Source organism: Nocardioides sp. (genome assembly GCF_036503465.1).
Lineage (GTDB): Bacteria > Actinomycetota > Actinomycetes > Propionibacteriales > Nocardioidaceae > Nocardioides.
In genome coordinates this window covers 1-23,517 of the sequence record NZ_DASXWU010000035.1, presented here as the reverse complement: position 1 = coordinate 23,517, position 23,517 = coordinate 1, and the positions used below count along the sequence as shown (strand labels likewise).

Here is a 23,517-nt window from a genome sequence, read left to right as displayed (position 1 = left end):
AGATGATCGCGCGCGTCGCCCGTGATCACGGCGGTGTGTCGGTGTTCGCCGGCGTCGGTGAACGCACCCGCGAGGGCAACGACCTGATCACCGAGATGACCGAGGCGGGCGTGTTCGGCCAGACCGCGCTGGTCTTCGGCCAGATGGACGAGCCGCCGGGCACCCGGCTGCGGGTCGCGCTGTCCGCGCTGACGATGGCGGAGTACTTCCGCGACGTCCAGGGCCAGGACGTGCTGCTGTTCATCGACAACATCTTCCGGTTCACGCAGGCCGGATCCGAGGTGTCGACGCTGCTGGGCCGGATGCCCTCGGCCGTGGGCTACCAGCCCAACCTGGCCGACGAGATGGGCACGCTGCAGGAGCGGATCACCTCGACGCGTGGTCACTCGATCACCTCGATGCAGGCGATCTACGTGCCCGCCGACGACTACACCGACCCGGCACCGGCGACGACGTTCGCGCACCTCGACGCCACCACGGAGCTGTCGCGTGAGATCGCCTCGCTCGGCATCTACCCGGCGGTGGACCCGTTGACCTCGACGTCGCGGATCTTGTCGGCCGAGTACATCGGTCAGGAGCACTACGACTGCGCGATCCGGATCAAGCAGATCCTGCAGCGCAACAAGGAGCTCCAGGACATCATCGCGATCCTCGGTGTCGACGAGCTGTCCGAGGAGGACAAGATCATCGTCAGCCGGGCGCGCCGTATCCAGCGCTTCCTGTCGCAGAACACCTACGTCGCCAAGCAGTTCACCGGCATCGACGGCTCGACGGTCCCGGTTTCGGAGACCATCGAGGCGTTCAACAAGATCGCCGACGGCGAGTACGACCACGTGGCGGAGCAGGCGTTCTTCATGTGTGGTGGCCTCGAGGACGTCGAGCGCAAGTGGGACGAGATCCAGAAGAGCCGCTGACCCTGGGATCGACTGAGACGGAGTAGCAATGGCGAAGACGATGCAGGTGTCCCTGGTCGCGGCCGACCGTGAGGTCTGGTCCGGCGAGGCCACCGTGGTCAACTGCCGCACCCTGGCCGGCGAGATCGGCATCATGGCCGACCACCAGCCGGTGATGTCCGTGCTCGCAGCCGGGCAGGTCGACGTTCGCACAGTCGACGACGGTCACTGGGTCGCGGCGGTCGACGGTGGGTTCATCTCCGTCGCCGACAACCACGTCCGGCTGCTCTGCGAGTATGCGGAGCTGTCGCACGAGAGCGACTTCGAGGAGGCCAAGCGTCTGATGGAGGAGCGCAAGGCCGCGCTGGAGGGCGAGGACTGATCGCCGCCCCGTGCGACGATCCGGAGGCTGACAGGGAGGGGGAGCGGTGCCGATCTGGGAGTGGCTGCTGGAGTTCGCAGCCATCGTCCTCCTGCTCGTGCTGCTCCTGGGAGTCGCCCTGATCGTTCGCCGGCGCTGGCTCTCCCGCCATGGCGGCACCTTCGAGCTCAGCTACCGCGCCCGGGCCACCACGCCCGGGCGCGGTTGGCTGCTCGGCCTCGGGCGGTACACCGGTGACCGGCTCGAGTGGTTCCGCATCTTCTCGCTCTCACCCCGCCCGAAGCGGGTCTGGCCGCGCCGCTCACTCACCTATGTCGGACGTCGCGAGCCCGAGGGCGTCGAACAGCTCTCGCTCTACCCGGGCCACGTGGTGATCCGCTGCGAGACGCCGAGCGGCGCGGTCGAGCTGGCGCTCGGTTCGTCGTCCCTGATGGGGTTCCAGTCCTGGCTCGAGGCCGCCCCTCCGGGTGCCCAGCACCTGTGACCTCCACGCGCACCCCGAGCGGCGCGACCGCATCACGCAACGCCGTGGCGCTGGTGTTCGCGCTGAACGGCTTCTGCTTCGCCACGCTCGCCTCGCGTGTCCCCGACCTGCGGGAGTCGCTCGACCTGTCGAACGGCGCCCTCGGCACCCTGCTGCTCTGCATCGCCGTCGGGTCGATGGGCGGGATGCCGGCGAGCGGCCACCTGATCGAGCGCTGGGGAGCTGGTGCGGTGGTGCGGCTGGGCGCTCTGCTCGACCTCGCCGGTCTGGTCGTGGCCGGCGCCATGGCGACCCTCGGCTCGGCTCCGTTGGCCGCGGTCGGCCTGCTCGCCTACGGGTTCGGCAGCGGCGTCTGGGACGTGGCCATGAACGTCGACGGGGCGGCGGTCGAGCGGGAGCTGGGACGCAGCATCATGCCGCGCTTCCACGCCGGCTGGTCGCTGGGCATGTTCACCGGTGCCGGGATCGGAGCCGCGGCCGCGGGGCTCGGCGTACCCCTGGCCGCGCACTACGCCGTCGTCCCTGCCCTGGCCGTCACGGTCGCGGTGGTGGCGAGCCGGCGCCTGCTGCCCGCCGGCGCGGACGAGGAAGAAGCCGTCGCGAGCACGGGAGGCTCGGCCTGGCTCGAACCGCGCACGCTCGCGATCGGGCTCATGGTGCTCGCGTTCGCGCTCGCCGAAGGCGCCGCGAACGACTGGCTCGCGCTCGCGCTCATCGACGGCTACGACGCCCGCCACTGGGTCGGCGTGCTCGGCTTCGCCCTGTTCGTCGCGGCGATGACGCTCGGGAGGCTCGGCGGACCGATCGCCCTCGACCGCTTCGGCCGGGCTCCCTCCCTGCTGACCTCCGCGGCGGCCGCCACCGCCGGAGTCCTGGTCGTCGTCTTCACCGGCGTCGCGGCGCTCGCCGTCGTCGGCATCGTGCTCTGGGGCCTCGGCGCGGCGCTCGGCTTCCCGGTCGGGATGAGCGCGGCCGGGGACGACCCGGCGCGCACGGCGCGGCGCGTCAGCGTGATCTCGACGATCGGGTACGGCGCGTTCCTGGCTGGGCCGCCGCTCCTCGGGTTCGTCGGCGACCACGTCGGAACGCTCCGCTCGTTGCTGGTGATCGCGGTCGTCATGGTGCCGGGCGCGGCGCTGGTCAGCTCGGTGCGTCGTCCGCGGTCCCGCACGGTCGGATAGGGTCGTCCGCTTCAGAGGAGTCTCTGGGTGCCGGTCAGGCGGACGACCCGAACGGGCCCCTCGGTCGTCCGCCCCAGGGGAAGCCCTGGGTGCCGGTCAAGCGGACGACCCGCATTGGCCGACGGTCGACCTGACACGATGCGGGCATGCCGCACGTCCTGCACCCGTCGCTCCGGGACGCCGCTCCCACTCCGTACTGGCTCGACCGCCGGGACCGGCCGGCGGCCCGACCGCCACTCGACGCGCACGGCACCGCCGACCTGTGCGTCGTGGGCGGTGGCTTCTCCGGGCTCTGGACGGCCATCCTCGCCAAGGAGCGTGACCCCGGACGCGACGTGGTGCTGCTCGAGGGCAACCGGATCGGTTGGGCGGCGTCGGGCCGGAACGGTGGCTTCTGCGCCGCCTCGATCACCCACGGGCACGCGAACGGCGCGCAGCGCTGGCCCGACGAGATCGACACCCTCCAGCGGCTCGGCCGGGAGAACCTCGACGAGATCGAGAAGAGCCTGACCAGGTACGGCGTCGACTGCGACTTCGAGCGGCCGGGTGCGATCACAGTGGCCACCGAGCCGCACCAGGTCGGGTGGCTGCGGGAGTTGTTCGCGAACAACCCGGAGGCGACGTTCCTGGACCGCGAGGCCGTGCAGGAGGAGGTGCGCTCGCCGACCTTCCTCGGCGGTCTGTTCGAACCGCACGACACCGCGCTCCTCGATCCGGCCAGGCTCGCGTGGGGGCTCGCCGCCGCGGCCGAGGGACTCGGCGTACGAATCCACGAGGGGACCCACGTGTCCAGGCTCTCGACATCCGGGGTCGGGGTCGACGTGCGCACCGACGGCGGGCCGATCGTGCGCGCCGGCCGCGTCGCCCTCGGCACCAACGCCTTTCCGTCGCTGGTGCGCCGGGTACGGCTGCACACGGTCCCCGTCTACGACTACGCGCTGATGACCGAACCCCTCTCGCCCGCGCAGCGCGACGCGATCGGCTGGCGCCGGGGTCAGGGTCTGGACGACATGACCAACCAGTTCCACTACTTCCGGATGACCCGCGACCACCGCATCCTGTGGGGCGGGTACGACGCGATCTACCACTTCGGGCGGCACGTGCGACCGTCGTACGACCAGCGTCCGGCGACGTTCGACCTGCTCGCCCGCCAGTTCTTCACGACGTTCCCGCAGCTCGAGAGGGTACGCTTCTCGCACGGGTGGGGCGGCGCGATCGACACCTGCACCCGCTTCTGCGCCTTCTTCGGCACGGCGTACGCCGGGCGCGCGGCGTATGCCCTGGGCTACACCGGGCTGGGCGTCGGAGCCACTCGCTTCGGCGCCGACGTGATGCTGGACCTGCTCGACGGCGTCGACTCGGAGCGCACCAGGCTGCAGATGGTCCGCACCAAGCCGGTGCCCTTCCCGCCCGAGCCCCTCGCATGGTCCGGTATCGAGCTCACCCGGCGCTCACTGGCCGCGGCCGACCGCCGCCAGGGCAGGCGCAACGTCTGGCTGCGCACCCTCGACGGGCTGGGCCTCGGCTTCGACTCCTGAGCCGGATCCCGGCGCTAGGCGGTGGCCGCCTTGATCGCGTTCTTGAGCGCCTTGAGCTGGCTGGGCCGCGTGGGCGCATGCTCGCGCTTGCGGATCAGTTCGGCACCGATGTCCTGCAGGGCCTTACGGCCCAGACCTGACCGCACCTGCGGGAACCACTCCTTCTCCTCCTCGTCCATGTGGTGCTCGACGTTCTCGATGAGCACCGTGGTCTTGGCGTCGAAGCGCTCGTCGGTGGGCTTCATCGAGGCCAGCTCCATCACGAGGAGGTCGGCCACGTGGTGCTCCTCGTAGGACTCGAGCACGTCGTCCTCGAGATCCGGCAGCAGATCACGGATGCGTGGGTACATGACCTCGTTCTCGATGTAGGTGTGCGCAGTGAGCAGCGCGATGATCCGGTCGACCAGCTGCGCCTTACGGACGTGGGCGTTCTCGCCGGCCTTCTCGAAGGCACGGAAGGCCTTGCGGATCTCCTGGTGCTCGTCCTTGAGCAGGACGATGGCGTCGGTGGACATGGCGCTCCCTCACGATGACGGTGTACGCCGACGTACCCAGGCAACCGGCGCCCCATGCGGTCAGGAGAGGTCAGGACAGACCGAGGATGGTCCCGTCATCGGCCAGGTCGATCCGCTGGGCGGACGGCACCTTCGGCAGCCCGGGCATCGTCATCATGTCTCCGCACACCAGGACCACGAAGCCCGCTCCTGCCGACAGCCGGACCTCGCGGACGTGGAGCTCGTGGCCGCTCGGTGCGCCGAGTGCCGTTGGGTCGGTGGAGAACGAGTACTGGGTCTTCGCCACGCACACCGGCAGGTTGGTGTATCCCTCGCGTTCGATGCGCTCCAGCCGACGCCGGGCCCGCGCGTCCCACGTCACCAGCCCCGCGCCGTACAGCCGAGTCGCGATCGCCTCGACCTTCTCGGTGAGCGGCGCCTCGTCGGGGTAGGTGAAGCCGAAGGAGTACGGCGAGGGCTCGTCGAGCGCCTGCAGCACGCCCTTGGCGAGGTCCTGGGCACCGACCCCGCCCTCGACGAAGTGGGTGGCGGGGAAGGCCTGCACGCCTGCCGCGTCGACCAGCTCGACCACCTTCGCCACCTCGGCGTCGGTGTCGCTCGGGAACCGGTTGATCGCGACGACGCACTGGATCCCGTAGACGTTGCGGATGTTGTCCAGGTGTCGGCGCAGGTTCACCATCCCTGCCTCGACCGCGCCCAGGTCTTCCGTGCCGAGGTCGGAGAGCGCCACGCCGCCGTGGTACTTCAGCGCGCGCACGGTCGCCACGACGACCGCGACATCCGGGCGCAGACCCGACTTGCGGCACTTGATGTCGACGAACTTCTCCGCACCTAGGTCCGCTCCGAAGCCGGCCTCGGTGATCACGATGTCGGCCAGGCGCAGACCCGAGCGGGTCGCCATCACCGAGCTGCACCCGTGCGCGATGTTCGCGAACGGGCCGCCGTGCACGAACGCCGGGGCGCCGCCGAGCGTCTGCACCAGGTTCGGCGCGAGCGCGTCCCTCAGCAGGGCCGCCATCGCACCGTCGGCACCGAGGTCGCGCGCGGTGACCGGCCTCATCGTTCGAGACCAGCCGATCACGATGTCGCCGATCCGCCGCTTCAGGTCGGCCCACGACTCGGTGAGGCAGAAGATCGCCATCAGCTCCGACGCGACGACGATGTCGAAGCCGTCTTCGCGCGGGAAGCCGTTGGCGTGGCCGCCGAGCGCGACCGCGACCTCGCGCAGCGCGCGGTCGTTCATGTCGAGCACGCGCTTCCACGACACGCTCCGGACGTCGATGTCGAGCTCGTTGCCGTGGTGGATGTGGTTGTCGATCAGAGCGGCCAGCAGGTTGTTGGCGGCGGCGATCGCCGCGAAGTCACCGGTGAAGTGCAGGTTGATGTCGGTCATCGGCACGACCTGGCTGTAGCCGCCGCCGGCCGCACCGCCCTTCATGCCGAACACCGGTCCCATCGACGGCTCGCGCAGACAGGCGATCGTCCGGTGCCCGAGCCCGTGCAGGGCGTCGGTGAGGCCGACGGTGGTGGTGGTCTTGCCCTCGCCCGGGGGAGTCGGGGACAGCGCCGTCACCAGCACCAGCCGCCCGAGTGGACGGTCGGCCAGCGAGGCCAGATAGGTCAGGTCGACCTTCGCCTTGTAGTGGCCGTAGGGCACCAGGTGCTCCGCGTCGATGCCCAGGGTGTCCGCAGCCACCTCGGTGATCGGCCGCAGCGTCGCGGCATTGGCGATCTCGATGTCCGACAGCACAGTCGCCGTACCTCCCTCGCGAGCCTCTGGGCACGCTAGTGGGGTGTCTCGGAAATGGCTATGCGGTCGGCGCGGTCAGGGTGCGTCGTCTGCTCCCCGACGGTCAGTGCGCGGCGGCGTTCCGCGCATCACCGCCCAGGCGTCGGCCACCGGCCCGAGGTGCTGGAGCTTGTCCGGGTTGATCACCGAGCGGATGACCTGGATCCGGCCGTCCAGCACGTCCAGGGCCATCACGTTGATGACCTGGCCGGCGCTGTCGCGGAAGACCGCGCCGGGCTGGCCGTTCACCTCGCGCGGCTCCACCTGGAGTCCGGACCCGCCGAACCGCTGGCCCAGCCCGGCGAACATCCGGGCGACGTTGTCCAGGCCCACGACCACCCGCATCCACTGCGGTGCCTTGCCGCCGCCGTCGCCGTACACCTCGACGTCCGCGGCCAGCAGCCGGCGCAGCTCGTCGACGTCACCCGCCGTCACCGCGTCGAAGAACCGGGCCGCGAGCTCCTCGCGCTCGCGCTTGTCGACGTCGAACCGCGGGCGTCCCTCCTCCATCAGCCGGCGTGCCCGCGAGGCGAGCTGACGGCTCGCCGCCTCCGACTTGCCGACCACCTCGGCGATCTCGCTGAACGGGAACGCGAAGACGTCGTGCAGCACGAACACCGCACGCTGCTCGGGGGTCAGCCGCTCGAGCAGCAGCAGCGCGGCCATGGACAGCGAGTCGGCGAGCTCCGCGGCGTGCTCCGGATCGGGGTACGCCGTCGACTCGTCGTCGGTGAGCAGCGGCTCCGGCAGCCAGTGGCCGACGTACGACTCGCGGCGTACCCGTGCAGAGCGGAGCACGTCGATCGAGACCCGGGTGACCACGGCCGACAGGAACGACTTCAGCGAGATCGGCACCGTGCTGCTCGCGTGGTAGCGCAGCCAGGTCTCCTGGACCGCGTCCTCGGCCTCGCTCACGCTGCCGAGGATCCGGTAGGCGATCGAGAACAGCAGCGGCCGCAGCTCCTCGAACTCCCGGGCGGCGTCCATCTCCTAGACCTCCGGCTCGAGGCCGTCGCGGAAGCCTTGACGCCACGAAGGCCAGCGCAGCTCCCAGCCGAGCACGCGTTTCGCCCGGGCGTTGGACGAACCACGCGTCCTGGTCAGCATCGACACGGCGGTCTCGCCGGCGGCGAGCCGCGCCACCCACACGGGAAGCCGTATGGGCGGTCTGGCACCGACGCACTCGGCGAGGTACGGCAGCCACTCCGAGGCCGGCGCCGGTTCGTCGTCCACGATGTTGAAGACGCCTCGAGCCCGCTGCTCCAGGGCGAGCACCGTGGCCGCGGCGGCGTCGTCGAGATGTACCCACGACATGTAGCCGGTGCCTCCGCCCACGAGCGGGAACTGCCGCTTGCGCACCAGCGGGATCATGCCGTCGGACGCATCGCCGTAGAAACTGCCGTACCGCAGCACCGTGCCGTCCGCCTTCTGCACCGTCTCCTCGAGGTAGCGGATCCCGGCCAACGTCTCCCGCTGTGCCTTCGGCGGCTCCGGGTCGAGCGGGTCCTCCTCGTCCTTGACCCAACCACCCGAGCGGAGGTTGGGCCAGCCGGCGTAGCTCTGCGCCACGACGTGCCGGACGCCGGCGGCCCGGGCGGCGGCGACGAGGTGGTCGAGCCCCTCGGTGCGCAGCCGGTTGGTCATGGCGAAGTAGCGGTCGAAATGCTTGGCGTCGGGCTTGCCGGACAGCGCCGACATCTGGTGTACGACGGCGTCCGGCTCGGCCTTCGCCACGGCCTCACCCACGGCCGCGCCGTCCAGGCCGTCCACGACGACCGCCTCCGCCCCGAGCAACTCCAATCCTGCCGTCCTCGACGGGTTCGTCGTGGTAGCCGTCACCCGGTGCCCGCGCTCCACGAGCTGAGGGATCAACCGTCTCCCGATCGCGCCGGTACCGCCCGCGACGTACACATGCATGGGTGTCACCTCTCGTCTCGACCATCTCTCATCCCCGAGTCGAGGCAGCGCCCGGGAACGTGACAGCACGGCGAGCCCGGGACGGACCCGCCTCGCACGACTCTTGACGGTGTGTGGGCCCTCGACGATGCTGACCCCCGGCCTGGTCTTTCAGGCCATCGGCGCACTCTCAGGGAGCTGCACATGCTGCGTTCACCTCTCCGCCCCCTCGTCGCCCTCGCGGTCGTCTTCTCCGGCGCGGGCTTCGCCTCGACCCTCCCGGTCGCGGCCGGTGCCAGCCCGAGCGTGGCTGACGACACCCCCGTCCTGCTGACGCCGAAGGGCGAGCGCGAGGACGGCTCGGAGGAGGCGGGCTTCGACAAGCTCCGCGACGCCTACTACTGGAGCCGGTTGCTCAGCGGCGACGAGCAGCTCAGCATCACGGAGGCGGCCACCCTGCGCAGCAAGGCGGTCAAGCACGCCGCCCGGATCAAGCGCGCGGCACCCGCCGGCACGACGCACGGGGGCAGCTGGACGTCCCAGGGGCCCGACCCGATCGTGCAGGTGGGCCGCACCACCAACACCTTCGAGGCGGTCTCCGGACGGATCGGCGCCCTCGCCATCCGCAACGACGGCACGGTCATCCTCGGTGCGGCTCAGGGCGGGGTCTGGACCTACGACGCCGGCACCGGCACCTGGACGCCGCGCACCAACGCGTCGGACACCCAGTCGGTCGGTGCCCTCGCCATCGCGCCGAGCGATGACAGCGTCGTCTACATGGGCTCCGGCGAGGGTGCCCTCTCGGGTGACAGCTACTACGGCGACGGCTTCTACCGATCGACCGACGGCGGCATCACGTGGCAGCACGTCTCCAGCCTGTTCACGGGCCAAGCTGTCTCCGCGATCGCCGTCGACCCGACCGACCCGCAGCACGTGTACGCCGCGACCGTCCGCGGACGTGGTGGCGCTCACCGCACGAGCAGCCCGACGGCCGCCGAGTACGGCGTGTACGAGTCCACCGACGGCGGTGCGAGCTGGACCCTCCGCAAGGGCACCGAGGACGAGTTGCACGGGGCGACCGACCTGGTGATCGATCCTCAGGACCCGACGCACCTGTGGGCGTCGTTCTGGGGTGACGGCATCTACTCCTCCACCGACAGCGGGCACACGTGGAGCCCGGCGATGACCGGTCTGCCCGCCGGCAACTTCCTCGAAGGGGGCACCCGGTTCTCGTTGGGGATCTCCGACCCCGCGGGCGCCTCCGCGCCGACCCTCTACACCGGCTTCGACTGGTTCGACCTCAGCGACCACCACCACACCGCGCAGGTGTTCAAGAGCACCGACGGCGGCAACACCTGGTCCGCCACCCAGCTCGGGTCTGGCATCAACAGCATCCACGACTACTGCGGGACGCAGTGCTTCTACGACAACGTCGTCAAGCCCGACCCGACCGACCCGAACGTGGTCTATGTGCTCGGGTCCTACGGCTACAACTTCAGCCCGCCCTCCGGCGGTGTCTTCCGCTCGACCGACGGCGGAGCCACCTGGAAGAACCTCGGCTACGACCTGCACCCCGACTTCCACGCGATCGCCTTCCAGGCCAACGACACCTCGCACGTCGCCATCGGCAACGACGGCGGCGTGTGGCAGTCGCACACCGGCGGCGGACGCAACAACGCGGGCGACCCGCTGTCAGCGGCCGACTGGCAGAACCTCAACGGTGAGGTCAACCCCAACACCGCGTCCCTGATCCACTCCACCGGCCTGGCGATCAGCCAGTACAGCTCGATGGCGACCGTGCCCGACATCCCCGGGCAGTACTGGGGCGGCACGCAGGACAACGGCACGCTGCGCAAGTCCCTGGCGAACAACCGGTGGTTCGACCAGGCCAGCGGCGACGGCGGGCAGGTCATCGTCGACCAGACGACTCCCAACACACTGAACCCGACCGTGCCGGCGTACGTCTTCGGCACCTACTTCGACATCTCGCCCTACCGCTACAACCCGTCCGAGACGAACACGTTCTTCGGCAACGAGTCCATCGACGGCGGCATCGACCTCAAGGACCGGGCCGAGTTCTACATCCCGTGGGTGCAGAACCGGGGCGACGTCAACCAGATGTTCCTGGGGACCTACCGGATCTACCGCACCGACAACGCCGAGACCGCGAGCGCGGCCGACGTCATGTGGACCCCGGTCAGTCCGGACCTGACGAGTGGCTGCACCGGCTCCGCGCCCAACGGAGCCCGCGGCTGCCTGATCTCCGCGATCGGTGTCGCCGACGGCGGTGACGGGGTCTACGTCGGCACCGACGAGGGCTGGATCCAGGTCAGCCCGGACGCGGTCACCGCCGACGCTCCGACCTGGCAGCGGGTCGGTGTGGGAACGCTGCCCAACCGGCCGGTCAACCAGTTCGCGGTCGACCGCTCCAACTGGCGTATCGCCTACGCCGCGTACGGCGGCTTCGGTGCGGCCACGCCCGGCAACAGCGGCCACGTGTTCGCCACCTCCGACGGTGGCCAGCACTGGCGCGACATCAGCGCCAACCTGCCGGACGTGCCGGTGAACACCGTCGCGCTCGACCCGGCCAACGCCAAGACGCTCTACGTCGGCACAGACGTCGGCGCCTTCTACACCGCCAACGGCGGGACGACCTGGTTCCGCCTGGGCGGCGGGATGCCGAAGGTGAGCGTCTGGCAGCTCGACTACGACGCCTCGCACGGCGTCCTGGCCGCGGGCACCCACGGTCGCGGCGCCTACACCCTCACCAACGCCACCGCCCGGCCGGCGCTGATCGTGTCGAAGACCGACACCGGCAAGCCGGTAGGCCCGGGCAGCACCGTCCACTACACGATCACGGTGCGCAACATCGGCGACGCCGACGCCACCGGCGTCTCGATCACCGACCCCGTGCCGGACCACACGCGCATCGACACGATCGGGTCCGGAGGCTATCTCGGAGGGCACAAGACTCTCCACTGGGACGGCCTCACCGTCCCGGCCGGTGGCAACGTCTCGGTGAGCTTCAGCGCCGTCATCGACCCTGCTCTGGCCAACTCGGTGACCGAGATCGTCAACGACGGCATCGTGGTCAAGGACCAGTACGGCGTGGCCACGACCGGGAGCCCGCACGCGACGCCGATCGCGCCGCCACACGGCCTCACCGTCGCGCCCGACTCCGGGGTCGAAGGGGCCCGCGTGGGCAACAGCGCGACCTTCGTCGAGCACCTGACCAACGATGGCTACCAGACCGACAGCTACGCCGTCGGCGCCTCCGGGGGCGCCTGGTCGGCGGCGGTGTACGACGCCACCTGCACCACGCCGATGACGTCGACGCCGACGGTGCAGGCCGGGGACTCGGTGGACGTGTGCGTCAAGGTGGACGTGCCGGCCGATGCGGCCGACAACGCCACGAACGACACCACGTTCACCGCAACGTCGAACGCCGACTCGTCGGTGACCGGGTCGGCGAGGCTGACGACCATCGCGGTCGCGACCGACACGTTGCTGGTCGACAACGACACCAACGCCCCGGTCGACTCGGCGCCGTACTACGAGGCCGCCCTGACCGCCGACGGGATTGATTACGGCTACTGGGACCTCGCCGCACAGCCCGAGCTGCCGGAGTCCTACCTGGCGGCCCACCAGAATGTCGTGTGGTTCACCGGGAACAGCTATCCGGCGCCGATCGGGCCGTACGAGTCGGAGCTGGCGGCGTTCCTCGACGGTGGCGGCCGGCTGCTGATGTCGGGGCAGGACATCCTCGACCAGGCTGCGGGGACGACGCCGTTCGTGCAGAACTACCTGCACATCGCCTGGGACGGCACCGAGGCTCAGAACGACAAGAGGACGACCGCGGTGCACAGCGTGAGCGGCAACCCCGTGACCGACGGGATCGGGGACGTGACTCTCGACCACTCGGTGCTCAACGCGGCCTTCGAGGACGAGATCACGCCGATCGCCCCTGCCACCGCCGCGTTCACCGACGACAGCGCCGGCCCCGACGCGCTCACGGTCGCGAGCGGTACCTACAAGGTGATGTTCCTTGCGTTCCCGATGGAGGCCTACGGCTCGGCCACGCAGAAGGCGGACCTGATGAACCGGGCCCTCACCTGGCTCGACTCCTGACTGGTCCGGCGTGCCCGCGGTGACGGACCGCGGGCACGCCGCACCGGGGCATGGGAGGCCGGCGCGGCTGAGGCGCGGGCCGCTGCTTGACGTGAACCAGGCTGGAACCGTGGCAGCTGGGTTTAATCTGACCGGGTGAGTCACACGGCCGAGCAGAGGCCGGGGGCGGAGATCGAGGCCTGGGTCCGTTCCGCCTTCGGTTTGCTCGCCGGGTTGCCGGGCGTCCGCCGGGTGGGTCTCGCACTCGTCGAAGGCGGGGGCCGTCGGCTGTCGTTCATCGCCAGCGACCGCGGCGACCTGAGCGGTGCCGTGTGGTGCGACGTCGACGCCTACGAAGACGTCCCGCTCAACAACACCGTGCGGACCGGCACGGTGATCACAGGGTCGCTCGACCAGCTCGCGGGCCGTTACCCCGAGTTCGTCGACCGTCAGGCGAGCTCGACGCAGGCGGTCGCCTCGGCGCCGCTGTCGGTGGCCGGTCAGATCATCGGCGGGTTCACCCTGTTCTACGAGTCCCGCCAGCCGTTCGACGAGCCTCAGGTGGACGAGCTGCGGCGCGTGGGGGAGTGGCTGGGCGCGGAGCTGCGCCGAGGCCAGCCCAGCAGGACGCTGTCGAGCAGCTCCGAGGAACCGGAGACGCTGCCCCCCGGCGCGCTCGTCGCCAGCCACCTCGTCGCACCGGACCCTCGCGGCGTCGGCCCCGCACGCCACTTCGTACGACGTACGCTCGCCGCCTGGGGGATCGACGGGGATGCCATCGAGGCCGCCGTGCTGTGCGTGAGCGAGCTGGTGACCAACGCGATCATCCACACCGTCGCGGGCTGCGAGGTCCGGCTGGTGCTCCATCACGAGGTTCTGACCACCAGCGTGCGCGACGGCGGCACGTTCGACCGGCGGCCCGGCAGTCCGGAAGCGGATCCACTCGCCGTGCACGGCCGGGGCCTCCGCCTCGTGGACGCGCTCTCTGCCCGCTGGGGCTCCGACCACGACGCCGTCGGCATGACGGTGTGGTGCGAGCTGGCCGTGAGCTGAGCGGGGCCAGGTCTCAGGACGTCATACGGACCGGGACCTAGAGGTGACTGTTCGTATGACGTCCCAGACGAGCGTCCCATCCGGCGCCTCGCACGGCCACGGCTCCGGGAGTGGGCAACGAGTCCCGAGGGATCACCGATAGCCCCCGCCCGTGACGTGCAGGGCCTGCTCGAGCGTGGTGACGCCGGCGGCGCGCATCGCGGCGGCGAGGGGTCGCCCGACGTACCGGATGTGCCAGGGCTCGGCACGGTAGCCCGTGATCGCCTGGTCGCCCGGCGGGTAGCGGACGATGAAGCCGTAGCGCCACGCGTTCGTCGCCAACCAGCGGCCCGCCTGTCCTGTCGCGAAGCACGGCGAGAGGTCACATCGAGGGTGGGCCGGGGTGATCAGGTCGACCGCGAGGCCGGTCTGGTGCTCGCTGTAGCCGGGGCGCGCCGACACCCGGTCCGCCGCGACGCTTCCCTCGCTCGAGGCCAGGGCGTCGTGCACGTGCACCTGGTACGCGTACGACCGGAAGGCGCTGGCGATCTTGAAGCCCACCCCAGCTGCCTCACTGGCGTGCAGCAGGCGGGTCAGCGGAACGGCGGCCGCCCGGGCGACCTGGTAGCCGCGGACGATGCCGAGCACCGGCCGGAAGTCGAGCGGACGGATGGGGTGAGCCTTGTTGACCACGACCCAGATGCTCGACGCGTCCGTCGTCGAGTGGGCGGAGAGATCGAGCGGGATGCCGGTCCGGCGGTGGGAGCGGTGAGCGCCGTCGGCTGACCTTCCGTGTGGTGCTGTCGCCGACGACCCAGGGACGGTCCCTCGGGTCCCGTTCGCCGACGTGGCCACGTCCTCGTGCCGGTGGCTCACGGTCACGGCGAGGACGACGGCCGCGAGACAGCCGAGCACCAGAACCGGTGTGCGAGCAGCGCTCCGTCGCCTCCTCCTCACGCCTGGTCGACCGGTGCGGCGGTCTCGGAGGTTGCCCGCGGCCACGGGAAACGTGGTCGGTAGCGTGCTCGGTCTGGGGCGCTGCCCTGCTGATGTGCGTGTCGACGAGGAGGCGAGGAATGACGACGGTGGTCTTCGACCTGGGCGGGGTCGTCGTTCACTGGGACCCGGTGCCCGCTGTCGCGGCAGCGGTAGGCCAGGAGCGCGCCGAGCGCTTCGTCCACGGCGGAGAGTTCGACTTCGGCACGTGGAACCTCGCCCAGGACGCGGGCCGGTCCTGGGTCGAGGGGGAGGCAGTGGCCGCAGCCAGTCACCCGGAGTTCGCCGAGGAGATCGCCGCCTACCGACCCAACTTCGCCCTCTCGCTGCGCGGGTTGGTGCCGGGAACATCTGACCTGCTGCGCGCCCTTGCAGATCGAGCCGTGCGACTGGTCGCTCTCACGAACTGGTCGGCCGAGACGATCCACCACGCACCGGAGCTGTTCCCGGACGTCCTTGCCCTGTTCGACGATGTCGTCGTCTCCGGCGTGGAAGGCGTCGCCAAGCCCGACCCGGAGATCTTCCAGGTGCTGGCCCGACGGATCGGGCAGCCGATCGCGGGAGTCCTGTACGTCGACGACAGCGTCCCCAACGTCGAGGCCGCCCGCGCCGCGGGCATGGACGCGGTCCACTTCACCGACGCCGACAGCTTGCACGAAGAGCTCCGGCGCCGCGCTCTGCTGGATTAGGGCACGTCTCCCAATTCGGAAGCGCCGAGTTGGGAGACGCACCCTGGGGCACGTCTCGTTGCGGGCTGATGACGGTGCATGATCCCCTTGAGAACTGCCGGTACGCCGTGTCGGATCCGCGCAGCCGTGTTCGTGGCAGGGATGAGCGTCGCCCACGAGGGGCGGCCCCATCACAGGAAGATGATCACCCGATGCAGTACCTGGTTTCCGTGATCGACGACAGATCCGACTCCGCCACCTCAGAGGAGATGGCCGCCATCGACGCCTTCAACGACGGGCTCGTGGCCCAGGGCCACTGGGTCTTCGCCGGCGGTCTCGCGGCCCCCAGCACCGCCACCGTCATCGACCATCGCGGTGGAGACCCGGTGTTCACCGACGGACCCTTCCTGGAGACCAAGGAGTACCTCTCGGGCTTCTGGGTCATGGAGGCCCCCGACCTGGACGTGGCGCTCAAGCTCGCCGCCGAGGGATCGAAGGCCTGCAACCGGAAGGTCGAGGTGCGGCCGTTCCTGTGAGTGTGGTTGACGTCGGGAACGCGATCACCAGGGCGCACCGCGAGGAGTGGGCGCGCGTGGTCGCCGCCCTGGCCCGTCGCTTCGGCGACCTCGACGTCGCCGAGGAGGCTGCGGCCGAGGCGTTCGCGATCGCGGTCGAGCGGTGGCCGGCCGACGGCGTACCTCCCAACCCCGGCGGCTGGCTCACCACCACCGCCAGCCGCAAGGCCATCGACCGGATCCGGCGCGAGCACAAGCGCGACGGCAAGCAGAAGGAGGCTCAGATGTGGTACACCGACCCGCCCGAGCCCGAGCCGCTCGGCGCCATCGATGACGACCGGTTGCGACTCATCTTCACCTGCTGCCACCCGGCCCTTGCGATGGAGACCCGCGTGGCGCTGACGCTGCGCCTGGTCGGTGGCCTGACCGTGCCGGAGATCGCTCGTGCCTTCCTGGTGCAGGAAGCCACCATGGGCCAGCGGATCACCCGCGCGAAGGCCAAGATCAAGGCCGCCCGCATCCCGTACCGGGTGCCGTCCGCGGAGGATCTCCCGGCCCGCCTCTCCGGCGTGCTCGCCGTGCTCTACCTCGTCTTCAACGAGGGCTACCTGGCGACCGGACCCGACACCGAACCCGTACGTCGCGACCTGACCGCCGAGTCGATCCGGCTCACCCGGCTGGTCCGTGCCCTCCTTCCGGACGACGGCGAGGTGGCCGGCTTGCTGGCACTGATGCTGCTCACGGAGGCCCGCCGTCGCGCCCGGGTCTCGCCGAGCGGCGAGCTGGTCCCCCTCGACGAGCAGGATCGAGCGGCCTGGGACGCTGCGCTGATCGTCGAGGGCCATCGGCTGGTGCGCGAGCGCCTCGCGGCTGCCGCCGCTGGTGCCCGTCCGGGGCGCTATCAGATCCTCGCCGCGATCAACGCGGTGCACACCTCTGCCCGGGACATCCGCGACACCGACTGGTCGCAGGTCGTCGCCCTCTACGACCAGCTGATACGGGTCGACCCGTCGCCGATCGTGGCCCTCAACCGGGCCGTCGCGATCGCCGAGCTCGACGGTCCTGAGGTGGCACTTGCCACCGTCGACCGTCTCGAGGAGCAGCTGGCCGGCTACCACGCGTACCACGTGACGCGGGCCGACCTGCTGCGCCGGATGGGCCGCACCCAGGAGTCGCGCGCCGCGTACGACAGAGCCATCGAGCTGGCAGGCAACACCGCCGAGACCGCCTACCTGACGCGCCGTCGCGACCAGCTGCAGTAGTGCCCGTTGTCGTCAGCCGGAGCTCTGACTCACGCACGCGGCGACGGCGAGGCCGTCGACGAAGTCGTTCATCGCGTGGCCGGAGTGGCCCTTGACCCACTGGAAGGCGATGTCGTCGCGGTTCGCAGCGGCGGCGACCAGCGGCTCCCACAGGTCCCGGTTGGCGACCGCCTTCTTCGCCGACGTCTGCCAGTCGTTGCGCAGCCACTTCTCCCACCACCGGTCGCGGAAGCAGTTCACCACGTACGTCGAGTCGCTCACGACGAGGAGCGGTGCGGGCAGCGCCGTCACGGCCTCGAGAGCGGCGCGGATCTCCATCGCCTGGTTGGTGGTCGCCCTCTCGGAGCCCGAGGCGTACGTCGTACGGTCGACCGCCCAGGCCCATCCGCCGGGCCCGGGGTTGCCGGAGCAGGCGCCGTCGGTGAAGACGGACAGCGCCCCCGGGGGCGCGATCATCGGGTCCGGGCGGGTGCGGCGGGGCATCAGCTGCGCTCGACGAACGCCGCGATCGAGGCGAGCTCGCGCTTGCGCGACGGCTCGTGCAGGTAGGGCATGTGGCCGGTCTCGAAGTACTCGTGCTCGATCCGGTCGAACGCCTCGTCGGGCACCCGCAGGTGGGCGACCATGTCCTCCGCCGCGTGGTACGGCGTCGCGAGGTCGTAGTAGCCGTACTCGATCCGCACCCGCAGGTGCGGGTTGGCCCGCATCACCCGCTCGAGCTTGTCGGCGACGAAGATCGGCTTGCCCTCGAACTCCTCGAACGACCACTTGGTGATCGCGTTCGCGTAGACCTCGTACGGCAGGTCCCGCTCGTTGCCGAGCTCGGAGCGCAGGTAGTGGTGCAACGCGGCCGCGAACGGGCCGTTCATCGCGTCCATCGACGGGTCGGCGTCCATGTTCTCGGCGATCAGCGACGCCGCCGGACCCGTGAACCGGCCGTCGATCCGGCCCACGGTCAAGCCGCGGTCCCGCAGCAGCTCGGTGCAGAACCGCCAGTGCTCGATCCGGAGGTTCGTGCGGTCGACGTACTCCTCGGAGAGGCCGGTCAGCCGGGCCAGGGTGCGCACGACGTTCGTGCGTTCCTTGGCAGGTAGGCGTCGGCCCGCGGCCAACGCGGTGCGGTAGGGACCGGCCGAGAACGCCTCGGCCTCCTGCCGCAGCTTGGTGAGCCGTCCCCGGACCTTGCCGTGGTAGTGCGCGATCGCGGTGTACGTCGGCAGGAAGTTCAGGCACGACTCGTCCCAACGGTGCATCCCGAAGTCCTGGGTGCCGAAGTCGAGGACGCTGGAGACCAGCACGATGCCGTTCAGCATCAGGGCGTGCTTCTGCTGGAGCCGTTCGGCCACGGCGACCGCCCGCACCGTGCCGTAGCTCTCGCCGATCACGTACTTCGGCGACATCCACCGGTCCTCGCGGGTGCACCAGAGCCGGATGAGCTCGGTGACCTGCTCGACGTCCTTGCCGAAGCCGTGGTACGTCTTCGCCTTCCCGCCCTCGACCGCCCGCGTGTGCCCGGTCGACATGGGGTCGATGAACACCAGGTCGGAGACCGCGAGCAGGGTCTCGGGGTTGTCGACGAGCCGGTACGGCGGTGGGTGCGGCGACGTGACGTCGCCCAGGTCGACGCGGCGCGGACCGAGCAGCCCCATGTGCAGCCAGATCGACGACGAGCCGGGGCCGCCGTTGAACACGAAGGTGATCGGCCGGCTCGTGACGTCGCCGTCCGGCGGCTCGAGCTCGTACGCCGTCACCGACATCTCGGCGCGGGCCTTCCAGCCCTTGAAGACGTCCTTCTTGAGCTCCTCCTCGCGGAGCACGATCCGGCCCGAGCGCGCCCGGTAGCGCAGCTCCCCGCGCTTGGACCTCAGCACGTGCTTGGTGACCACCAGGTCGTCGACCGGTTCCGGCTTCTCCGCCCGCGCGTCTGGCTTGTCGTCGCTCATCGCTCTCCTCCCGGGACCCACAGCACGTCTCCGTTCTCCCGGTTCGCGTACCTGGCGAGGATGAACACCAGGTCCGAGAGCCGGTTGAGGTAGCGGATCGCGACCGGGTTCATGGTCTCCGCGTGCACGTCGTAGGCAGCCCAGGCCGCTCGCTCGGCCCGGCGGATGACGGTGCGGGCGACGTGCAGGTGGGCCGCCGTCGCCGTGCCGCCGTTCAGGATGAACGACCGCAGCTTCGGCAGGTTCGCGTTGAACTCGTCGCACCAGGCCTCGAGCCGGTCGACGTACTCCCCGGTGATGCGCAGTGGCGGGTGCTCGGGGCTCTCCACGACCGGGGTGCAGAGGTCGGCGCCGACGTCGAACAGGTCGTTCTGGACATGTATCAGGACGGCGCGCGCGGACTCCTCGAGATCGTGAGACTGAGCTGCCTGGGCAAGGGCCACGCCCAGCTGGGCGTTCGCCTCGTCGACGTCTGCATAGGCGATGAGACGCAGGTCGTTCTTCGAGGTCTCACTCAGGTCGCCCAGGCGCGTCGTGCCCGCGTCACCCGTGCGGGTGTAGATCCGCGTCAGGTTCACCATGAGCATGAAGCCTAGTGCGGGATCACCGGCCGAAATCGGCCCGGGATGAGCGCAACCGTTCGCTTGGGTCGGCGCGTCATAGTGGTAAGAGGATTCTCTCGGAGCGGGGGTTGCACGATGGACATCGTCCACGACGGGCAGACGCTGTGGCTCAGCGGTGACTTCGACGTGCGCAGCACCATGGAGGTGCGCAGCGCGATCCACGAGCACCTTGACGGCGTCGAGCGCGACCTCACCGTGGACCTGTCCGACGTGCACACCCTCGACGTCACCGCCGCGCGCGTGCTCGCCTACGCCTCGATCGAGGCCAACCGGTCCGGCAGCCACTTGCGGGTGCGTAACTGTGGTCCCGCCGTACGCCGGATGCTCCAGCTCTCGCGGCTGGCCCGGTTCATCGAGGTCGAGCGCGCGGCCGCGACCGCCTGACCTCGCCCTGCCCCGGTGTGACCCTGGTCGGGCCTGAGAACTACTTCACACGCCGCTGACCTGCAGCGACGGTGGGCCATACCCTCGACCTATGCCCGCAAAGGACCGTCCCTGGGTCATGCGCACCTACGCCGGACACTCGACCGCCGCGGCGTCCAACGCGCTCTATCGGACCAACCTGGCCAAGGGCCAGACCGGCCTCTCGGTGGCCTTCGACCTGCCGACCCAGACCGGCTACGACCCCGACGACGCGCTGAGCAAGGGCGAGGTCGGCAAGGTCGGCGTGCCGGTCCCGCACCTCGGCGAGATGCGCCGGCTGTTCGAGGACATCCCGCTCACCGAGATGAACACGTCGATGACGATCAACGCCACCGCGATGTGGCTGCTGGCCCTCTACCAGGTGGTCGCGGAGGAGCAGCACCCCGACCTCGAGCCCCGCGAGGTCGTGCACCGGTTGTCCGGCACGACCCAGAACGACATCGTCAAGGAGTACCTGTCCCGCGGCACCTACGTCTTCCCGCCCGAGCACTCGTTGCGACTGATCACCGATCTGATCGCCTACACCGTCCACGAGATCCCGAGCTGGAACCCGATCAACATCTGCAGCTACCACCTGCAGGAGGCCGGGGCGACTCCCACCCAGGAGCTCGCCTACGCCCTGTGCACCGCGATCTCGGTGCTGGACGCCGTGAAGGCGTCCGGCCAGGTTTCGGAGGACGACTTCGGCACGGTCGTCGGACGCATCTCGTTCTTCGTCAACTCGGGCGTCCGGTTCGTCGAGGAGATGTGCAAGATGCGGGCGTTCGTCCGGCTCTGGGACGAGCTCACCCGTGACCGGTACGGCGTCGACGACCCCAAGATGCGTCGCTTCCGGTACGGCGTGCAGGTGAACAGCCTCGGCCTGACCGAGGCGCAGCCCGAGAACAACGTGCAACGGATCGTCCTGGAGATGCTCGGCGTGACCCTCTCCAAGGACGCCCGGGCGCGCGCCGTACAGCTGCCGGCGTGGAACGAGGCGCTCGGTCTGCCCAGGCCGTGGGACCAGCAGTGGTCGCTGCGGCTGCAGCAGGTGCTCGCCTTCGAGTCGGACCTGCTGGAGTACGACGACCTGTTCGAGGGTTCGCACGTGGTCGAGGCAAAGGTCGGCGAGCTGGTCGACGGCGCGAAGGCCGAGATGGACCGTGTGCAGGCGATGGGCGGGGCGATCGCGGCCGTCGAGAGCGGCTACATGAAGCAGGAGCTGGTCTCCTCCCACGCCGCGCGCCGGGCCCGGATCGAGTCCGGCGAGGAGGTGGTCGTCGGGGTGAACCGGTTCGAGGGCACCGAGCCGTCGCCGCTGACCGCCGACCTCGACACCGCGATCCAGGCCGCAGATCCCGAGGCCGAGCGGGCGGCGATCGACAGCGTCCGCGCCTGGAAGGCCGAACGCGACGACGCCGAGGTCGCCGAGGCGCTGTCCCGGCTGGCGGCCGACGCCAAGACCGCCACCAACCTGATGCCGGCGACTTTGGCGGCCGCCCGCGCAGGCGCGACGACGGGGGAGTGGGCCGGCACGCTTCGCGAGGTGTTCGGGGAGTTCCGCGCTCCCACAGGAGTCGCCGGAGCGGTGGCCGCGAGCGAAGCAGGTGAGGAGCTGGCCGAGGTACGCCGACGGGTCCGCCGGACTGGGGACGAGCTGGGCGGCCGGCTGCGACTATTGGTCGGCAAGCCGGGGCTCGACGGGCACTCCAACGGCGCCGAGCAGGTCGCCGTACGCGCGCGTGATGCGGGGTTCGAGGTCGTCTACCAGGGAATCCGGCTCACTCCGGAGCAGATCGTCGCGGCCGCAGTGGCCGAGGACGTCCATTGTGTCGGGCTGTCGATCCTCAGCGGGTCGCACATGGAGCTGGTGCCGGCTGTTCTGCACGGGCTCGAGGAGGCCGGCATCGGCGACGTCCCGGTCGTGGTCGGCGGGATCATCCCCGACTCCGACGCCCGGAAGCTCATCGACGCCGGCGTGGCCGCGGTCTACACGCCCAAGGACTTCGGGCTCACCGAGATCATGAGCGGCATCGTCGACGTGATCCGCGAGGCGAACGACCTGGGGTGATCCGCCTCCGTGGTTGAGGGAGGCGCCCCGGCCGTCTCCGGTGGTTGAGGGGGCGTCCTGGCCGCGACCGGTGGTTGAGGAAGGCGTCCTGGCGCCTGTCTCGAAACCACCGCTGAGGTCCTGGGCTTGTCGTCGAGATCTTGCGGTGGGTGGTGGGTTGCGGTCTTTTGGCTGAATAGAGGGACGGCAGTACGGGGCCTGGCCGCCGTTGCCGGCGTCCGGTTTGCACGCGGCTCGCGGTCCAGCACGGTCACTGTCGGTGGTGCCTGATTTGCTTGTCTCATGTCGATCTCGGACCTTCACCCGCAGCCCAGCCCGGCGGCGCTGCTCGCCGATGCGGTGGCCTCCGTGCGGGTGGCCGCGGAGGCGTTCTTCGCCGCGCAGTCCGATGACGACCTGGTCGCGACCGTGGAGCTGGTCGAGCAGGCGCGGGCCGCGCTCGCCGCGGTGCAGGCCGGGGGCGGTGGCGGAGGCCGACACCCGTGACCTGGCCAAGCAGAGGCCGCATCACGTCTCGACCCAGGCGTGGGTGACCCACCTCGGTGGGCTGCGCCAGGGCGAGGGCCGTCGGGTCGTGGCCCGCGCCCACGCCCTGACCGGACCCCTGGCCGCGACCCGGGAAGCCCTGGTCGCGGGGCGGGTGTCGCCGGAGCAGGCCGACGTCATCGTCAAGTCCATCGAGACTCCGCCGGTCGGGGAGGCCGTGCGTCGCCGTGGTGAACGCACGTTGGTGGGGCAGGCGGGGTGTCTGGATGCCTGCGACCTGGGTCGGGTGGGTCGGCATCTGGTGCACGTGGTCGACCCCGACGGCGAGGACCACCGGCTCGAGCGCCAGCTGGCCCGGGAGGAACGCGCCGCCCACCTGGGCCGGTACCTGTCCATCGCTGCCGACGGTGCCGGCCGGGTCCGGGTCACGGGCCGCGGCTGCGCCGAGGACGGCGCCCTGCTCAAAGCCGCCCTCCTCCCACTGACGGCACCGGCTCCCGCGGTCGACGACCGGGACGGGACCCTGGTGCCCGACCCGCGCGACCACGGCGCCCGACTCTGGGACGCCCTCGTCCAGACCGCCCAGCACGCCCTGGACACCGACCTCCCCCGGCCTCGCACGGCGCCCCGGCCCGGCTGATGGTCACCATCGACCTCGACACGCTGAAGAACGGTCTCGCCGACACCGCGGTGGCCGGGCACAGTCGGAATCGGGGTCGGGGTGTCCGGGGTGA

The 23,517-nt window shown here is 70.4% G+C and carries 22 protein-coding genes; 14 read left to right on the top strand and 8 right to left on the bottom strand.

Translation table 11 applies throughout. The features are described 5' to 3' along the window. From atpD to VGK78_RS06080, 5 genes are all read left to right on the top strand, one after another. Positions 1 to 914, top strand: a 914-nt coding sequence (gene atpD / locus VGK78_RS06100; RefSeq protein ID WP_331526630.1) for a F0F1 ATP synthase subunit beta, incomplete at its 5' end; no start/stop codon positions are given. Positions 915 to 942: 28 nt separating this feature from the next. Then, the gene (locus VGK78_RS06095) at positions 943 to 1,275 is read left to right on the top strand and encodes a F0F1 ATP synthase subunit epsilon (RefSeq protein ID WP_331526628.1); all 333 of its coding nucleotides are present in this window, start codon (positions 943 to 945) and stop codon (positions 1,273 to 1,275) included. A 46-nt stretch (positions 1,276 to 1,321) separates the two neighbouring features. Further along, positions 1,322 to 1,759 (top strand): DUF2550 domain-containing protein, encoded by a 438-nt coding sequence (locus VGK78_RS06090; protein ID WP_331526627.1) that lies wholly within the window; start codon positions 1,322 to 1,324, stop codon positions 1,757 to 1,759. Beyond that, complete coding sequence (locus VGK78_RS06085; RefSeq protein ID WP_331526626.1) at positions 1,756 to 2,940, top strand: MFS transporter; 1,185 nt, start codon at positions 1,756 to 1,758, stop codon at positions 2,938 to 2,940. Before VGK78_RS06090 ends, VGK78_RS06085 begins: the two co-directional genes overlap by 4 nt. 146 nt (positions 2,941 to 3,086) lie before the next feature. Then, positions 3,087 to 4,478 carry an FAD-dependent oxidoreductase gene (locus VGK78_RS06080; protein ID WP_331526625.1) on the top strand — a complete coding sequence of 464 codons (1,392 nt, stop codon included), beginning with the start codon at positions 3,087 to 3,089 and terminating at the stop codon, positions 4,476 to 4,478. Between the two features lie 14 nt (positions 4,479 to 4,492). Here VGK78_RS06080 and VGK78_RS06075 read toward each other — a convergent pair whose 3' ends face one another. The 4 genes from VGK78_RS06075 to VGK78_RS06060 all read right to left on the bottom strand — a co-directional run bounded on the left by VGK78_RS06075 (position 4,493) and on the right by VGK78_RS06060 (position 8,699). Next, positions 4,493 to 4,993: a hemerythrin domain-containing protein gene (locus VGK78_RS06075; RefSeq protein ID WP_331526624.1), complete on the bottom strand. Its 501-nt coding sequence runs from the start codon at positions 4,991 to 4,993 to the stop codon at positions 4,493 to 4,495. A gap of 70 nt (positions 4,994 to 5,063) precedes the next feature. Beyond that, complete coding sequence (locus VGK78_RS06070) at positions 5,064 to 6,743, bottom strand: formate--tetrahydrofolate ligase (RefSeq protein WP_331526623.1); 1,680 nt, start codon at positions 6,741 to 6,743, stop codon at positions 5,064 to 5,066. Between the two features lie 75 nt (positions 6,744 to 6,818). Continuing rightward, positions 6,819 to 7,769 carry an RNA polymerase sigma-70 factor gene (locus VGK78_RS06065; protein WP_331526622.1) on the bottom strand — a complete coding sequence of 317 codons (951 nt, stop codon included), beginning with the start codon at positions 7,767 to 7,769 and terminating at the stop codon, positions 6,819 to 6,821. A 3-nt stretch (positions 7,770 to 7,772) separates the two neighbouring features. Then, entirely contained in the window at positions 7,773 to 8,699 is a 927-nt protein-coding gene (locus tag VGK78_RS06060; protein WP_331526620.1) for an NAD(P)-dependent oxidoreductase, read from the bottom strand. A 183-nt stretch (positions 8,700 to 8,882) separates the two neighbouring features. On the opposite strand from VGK78_RS06060, the gene VGK78_RS06055 reads away from it, so the two are divergent. Together VGK78_RS06055 and VGK78_RS06050 are read left to right on the top strand one after the other, a co-directional pair. Then, entirely contained in the window at positions 8,883 to 12,806 is a 3,924-nt protein-coding gene (locus VGK78_RS06055; protein ID WP_331526619.1) for a hypothetical protein, read from the top strand. Between the two features lie 135 nt (positions 12,807 to 12,941). Continuing rightward, positions 12,942 to 13,838, top strand: a complete 897-nt coding sequence (locus tag VGK78_RS06050) for an ATP-binding protein (RefSeq protein WP_331526618.1) — start codon at positions 12,942 to 12,944, stop codon at positions 13,836 to 13,838. A 132-nt stretch (positions 13,839 to 13,970) separates the two neighbouring features. Here VGK78_RS06050 and VGK78_RS06045 read toward each other — a convergent pair whose 3' ends face one another. Then, positions 13,971 to 14,732 (bottom strand): M15 family metallopeptidase, encoded by a 762-nt coding sequence (locus VGK78_RS06045; protein ID WP_331526617.1) that lies wholly within the window; start codon positions 14,730 to 14,732, stop codon positions 13,971 to 13,973. A gap of 161 nt (positions 14,733 to 14,893) precedes the next feature. Between VGK78_RS06045 and VGK78_RS06040 the strand changes: the two genes are divergently transcribed. From VGK78_RS06040 to VGK78_RS06030, 3 genes are all read left to right on the top strand, one after another. Beyond that, positions 14,894 to 15,502 (top strand): HAD family phosphatase, encoded by a 609-nt coding sequence (locus VGK78_RS06040; RefSeq protein WP_331526615.1) that lies wholly within the window; start codon positions 14,894 to 14,896, stop codon positions 15,500 to 15,502. Positions 15,503 to 15,693: 191 nt separating this feature from the next. Beyond that, entirely contained in the window at positions 15,694 to 16,017 is a 324-nt protein-coding gene (locus VGK78_RS06035) for a YciI family protein (RefSeq protein ID WP_331526614.1), read from the top strand. Further along, positions 16,014 to 17,258 (top strand): RNA polymerase sigma factor, encoded by a 1,245-nt coding sequence (locus VGK78_RS06030; RefSeq protein WP_331526613.1) that lies wholly within the window; start codon positions 16,014 to 16,016, stop codon positions 17,256 to 17,258. The genes VGK78_RS06035 and VGK78_RS06030 overlap by 4 nt, the downstream gene beginning before the upstream one ends. A 12-nt stretch (positions 17,259 to 17,270) precedes the next feature. Here VGK78_RS06030 and VGK78_RS06025 read toward each other — a convergent pair whose 3' ends face one another. From VGK78_RS06025 to VGK78_RS06015, 3 genes are read right to left on the bottom strand one after another with little or no spacing between them, the layout of a single operon-like run. Further along, complete coding sequence (locus VGK78_RS06025; protein ID WP_331526611.1) at positions 17,271 to 17,741, bottom strand: ribonuclease H; 471 nt, start codon at positions 17,739 to 17,741, stop codon at positions 17,271 to 17,273. Next, a complete protein-coding gene (locus tag VGK78_RS06020; RefSeq protein ID WP_331526610.1) occupies positions 17,741 to 19,201 on the bottom strand; it encodes a S10 family peptidase in 1,461 nt (486 codons plus the stop codon). Before VGK78_RS06020 ends, VGK78_RS06025 begins: the two co-directional genes overlap by 1 nt. Then, positions 19,198 to 19,782, bottom strand: a complete 585-nt coding sequence (locus tag VGK78_RS06015; RefSeq protein WP_331526607.1) for a cob(I)yrinic acid a,c-diamide adenosyltransferase — start codon at positions 19,780 to 19,782, stop codon at positions 19,198 to 19,200. The genes VGK78_RS06020 and VGK78_RS06015 overlap by 4 nt, the downstream gene beginning before the upstream one ends. Positions 19,783 to 19,899: 117 nt before the next feature. On the opposite strand from VGK78_RS06015, the gene VGK78_RS06010 reads away from it, so the two are divergent. The 4 genes from VGK78_RS06010 to VGK78_RS05995 all read left to right on the top strand — a co-directional run bounded on the left by VGK78_RS06010 (position 19,900) and on the right by VGK78_RS05995 (position 23,423). Further along, positions 19,900 to 20,208 carry an STAS domain-containing protein gene (locus tag VGK78_RS06010; RefSeq protein ID WP_331526606.1) on the top strand — a complete coding sequence of 103 codons (309 nt, stop codon included), beginning with the start codon at positions 19,900 to 19,902 and terminating at the stop codon, positions 20,206 to 20,208. Positions 20,209 to 20,299: 91 nt separating this feature from the next. Beyond that, positions 20,300 to 22,297 (top strand): protein meaA, encoded by a 1,998-nt coding sequence (locus tag VGK78_RS06005; RefSeq protein WP_331526605.1) that lies wholly within the window; start codon positions 20,300 to 20,302, stop codon positions 22,295 to 22,297. Between the two features lie 282 nt (positions 22,298 to 22,579). Continuing rightward, positions 22,580 to 22,783, top strand: coding sequence for a hypothetical protein (locus VGK78_RS06000; protein ID WP_331526604.1), 204 nt, complete (start codon positions 22,580 to 22,582; stop codon positions 22,781 to 22,783). Beyond that, positions 22,761 to 23,423: a DUF222 domain-containing protein gene (locus VGK78_RS05995; RefSeq protein WP_331526603.1), complete on the top strand. Its 663-nt coding sequence runs from the start codon at positions 22,761 to 22,763 to the stop codon at positions 23,421 to 23,423. The genes VGK78_RS06000 and VGK78_RS05995 overlap by 23 nt, the downstream gene beginning before the upstream one ends. Positions 23,424 to 23,517 lie beyond the last annotated feature (94 nt).

Bases quoted from the DNA above. Each gene is read 5' to 3' on its own strand.
- VGK78_RS06035 (WP_331526614.1), top strand. From the start codon at position 15,694: ATGCAGTACCTGGTTTCCGTGATCGACGACAGATCCGACTCCGCCACC.
- VGK78_RS06005 (WP_331526605.1), top strand. From the start codon at position 20,300: ATGCCCGCAAAGGACCGTCCCTGGGTCATGCGCACCTACGCCGGACAC.
- VGK78_RS06020 (WP_331526610.1), bottom strand. From the start codon at position 19,201: ATGAGCGACGACAAGCCAGACGCGCGGGCGGAGAAGCCGGAACCGGTC.
- VGK78_RS06000 (WP_331526604.1), top strand. From the start codon at position 22,580: ATGTCGATCTCGGACCTTCACCCGCAGCCCAGCCCGGCGGCGCTGCTC.
- VGK78_RS06060 (WP_331526620.1), bottom strand. From the start codon at position 8,699: ATGCATGTGTACGTCGCGGGCGGTACCGGCGCGATCGGGAGACGGTTG.
- VGK78_RS06075 (WP_331526624.1), bottom strand. From the start codon at position 4,993: ATGTCCACCGACGCCATCGTCCTGCTCAAGGACGAGCACCAGGAGATC.
- VGK78_RS06025 (WP_331526611.1), bottom strand. From the start codon at position 17,741: ATGCCCCGCCGCACCCGCCCGGACCCGATGATCGCGCCCCCGGGGGCG.
- VGK78_RS06010 (WP_331526606.1), top strand. From the start codon at position 19,900: ATGGACATCGTCCACGACGGGCAGACGCTGTGGCTCAGCGGTGACTTC.
- VGK78_RS06095 (WP_331526628.1), top strand. From the start codon at position 943: ATGGCGAAGACGATGCAGGTGTCCCTGGTCGCGGCCGACCGTGAGGTC.
- VGK78_RS06065 (WP_331526622.1), bottom strand. From the start codon at position 7,769: ATGGACGCCGCCCGGGAGTTCGAGGAGCTGCGGCCGCTGCTGTTCTCG.
- VGK78_RS06080 (WP_331526625.1), top strand. From the start codon at position 3,087: ATGCCGCACGTCCTGCACCCGTCGCTCCGGGACGCCGCTCCCACTCCG.
- VGK78_RS06055 (WP_331526619.1), top strand. From the start codon at position 8,883: ATGCTGCGTTCACCTCTCCGCCCCCTCGTCGCCCTCGCGGTCGTCTTC.
- VGK78_RS06040 (WP_331526615.1), top strand. From the start codon at position 14,894: ATGACGACGGTGGTCTTCGACCTGGGCGGGGTCGTCGTTCACTGGGAC.
- VGK78_RS06015 (WP_331526607.1), bottom strand. From the start codon at position 19,782: ATGGTGAACCTGACGCGGATCTACACCCGCACGGGTGACGCGGGCACG.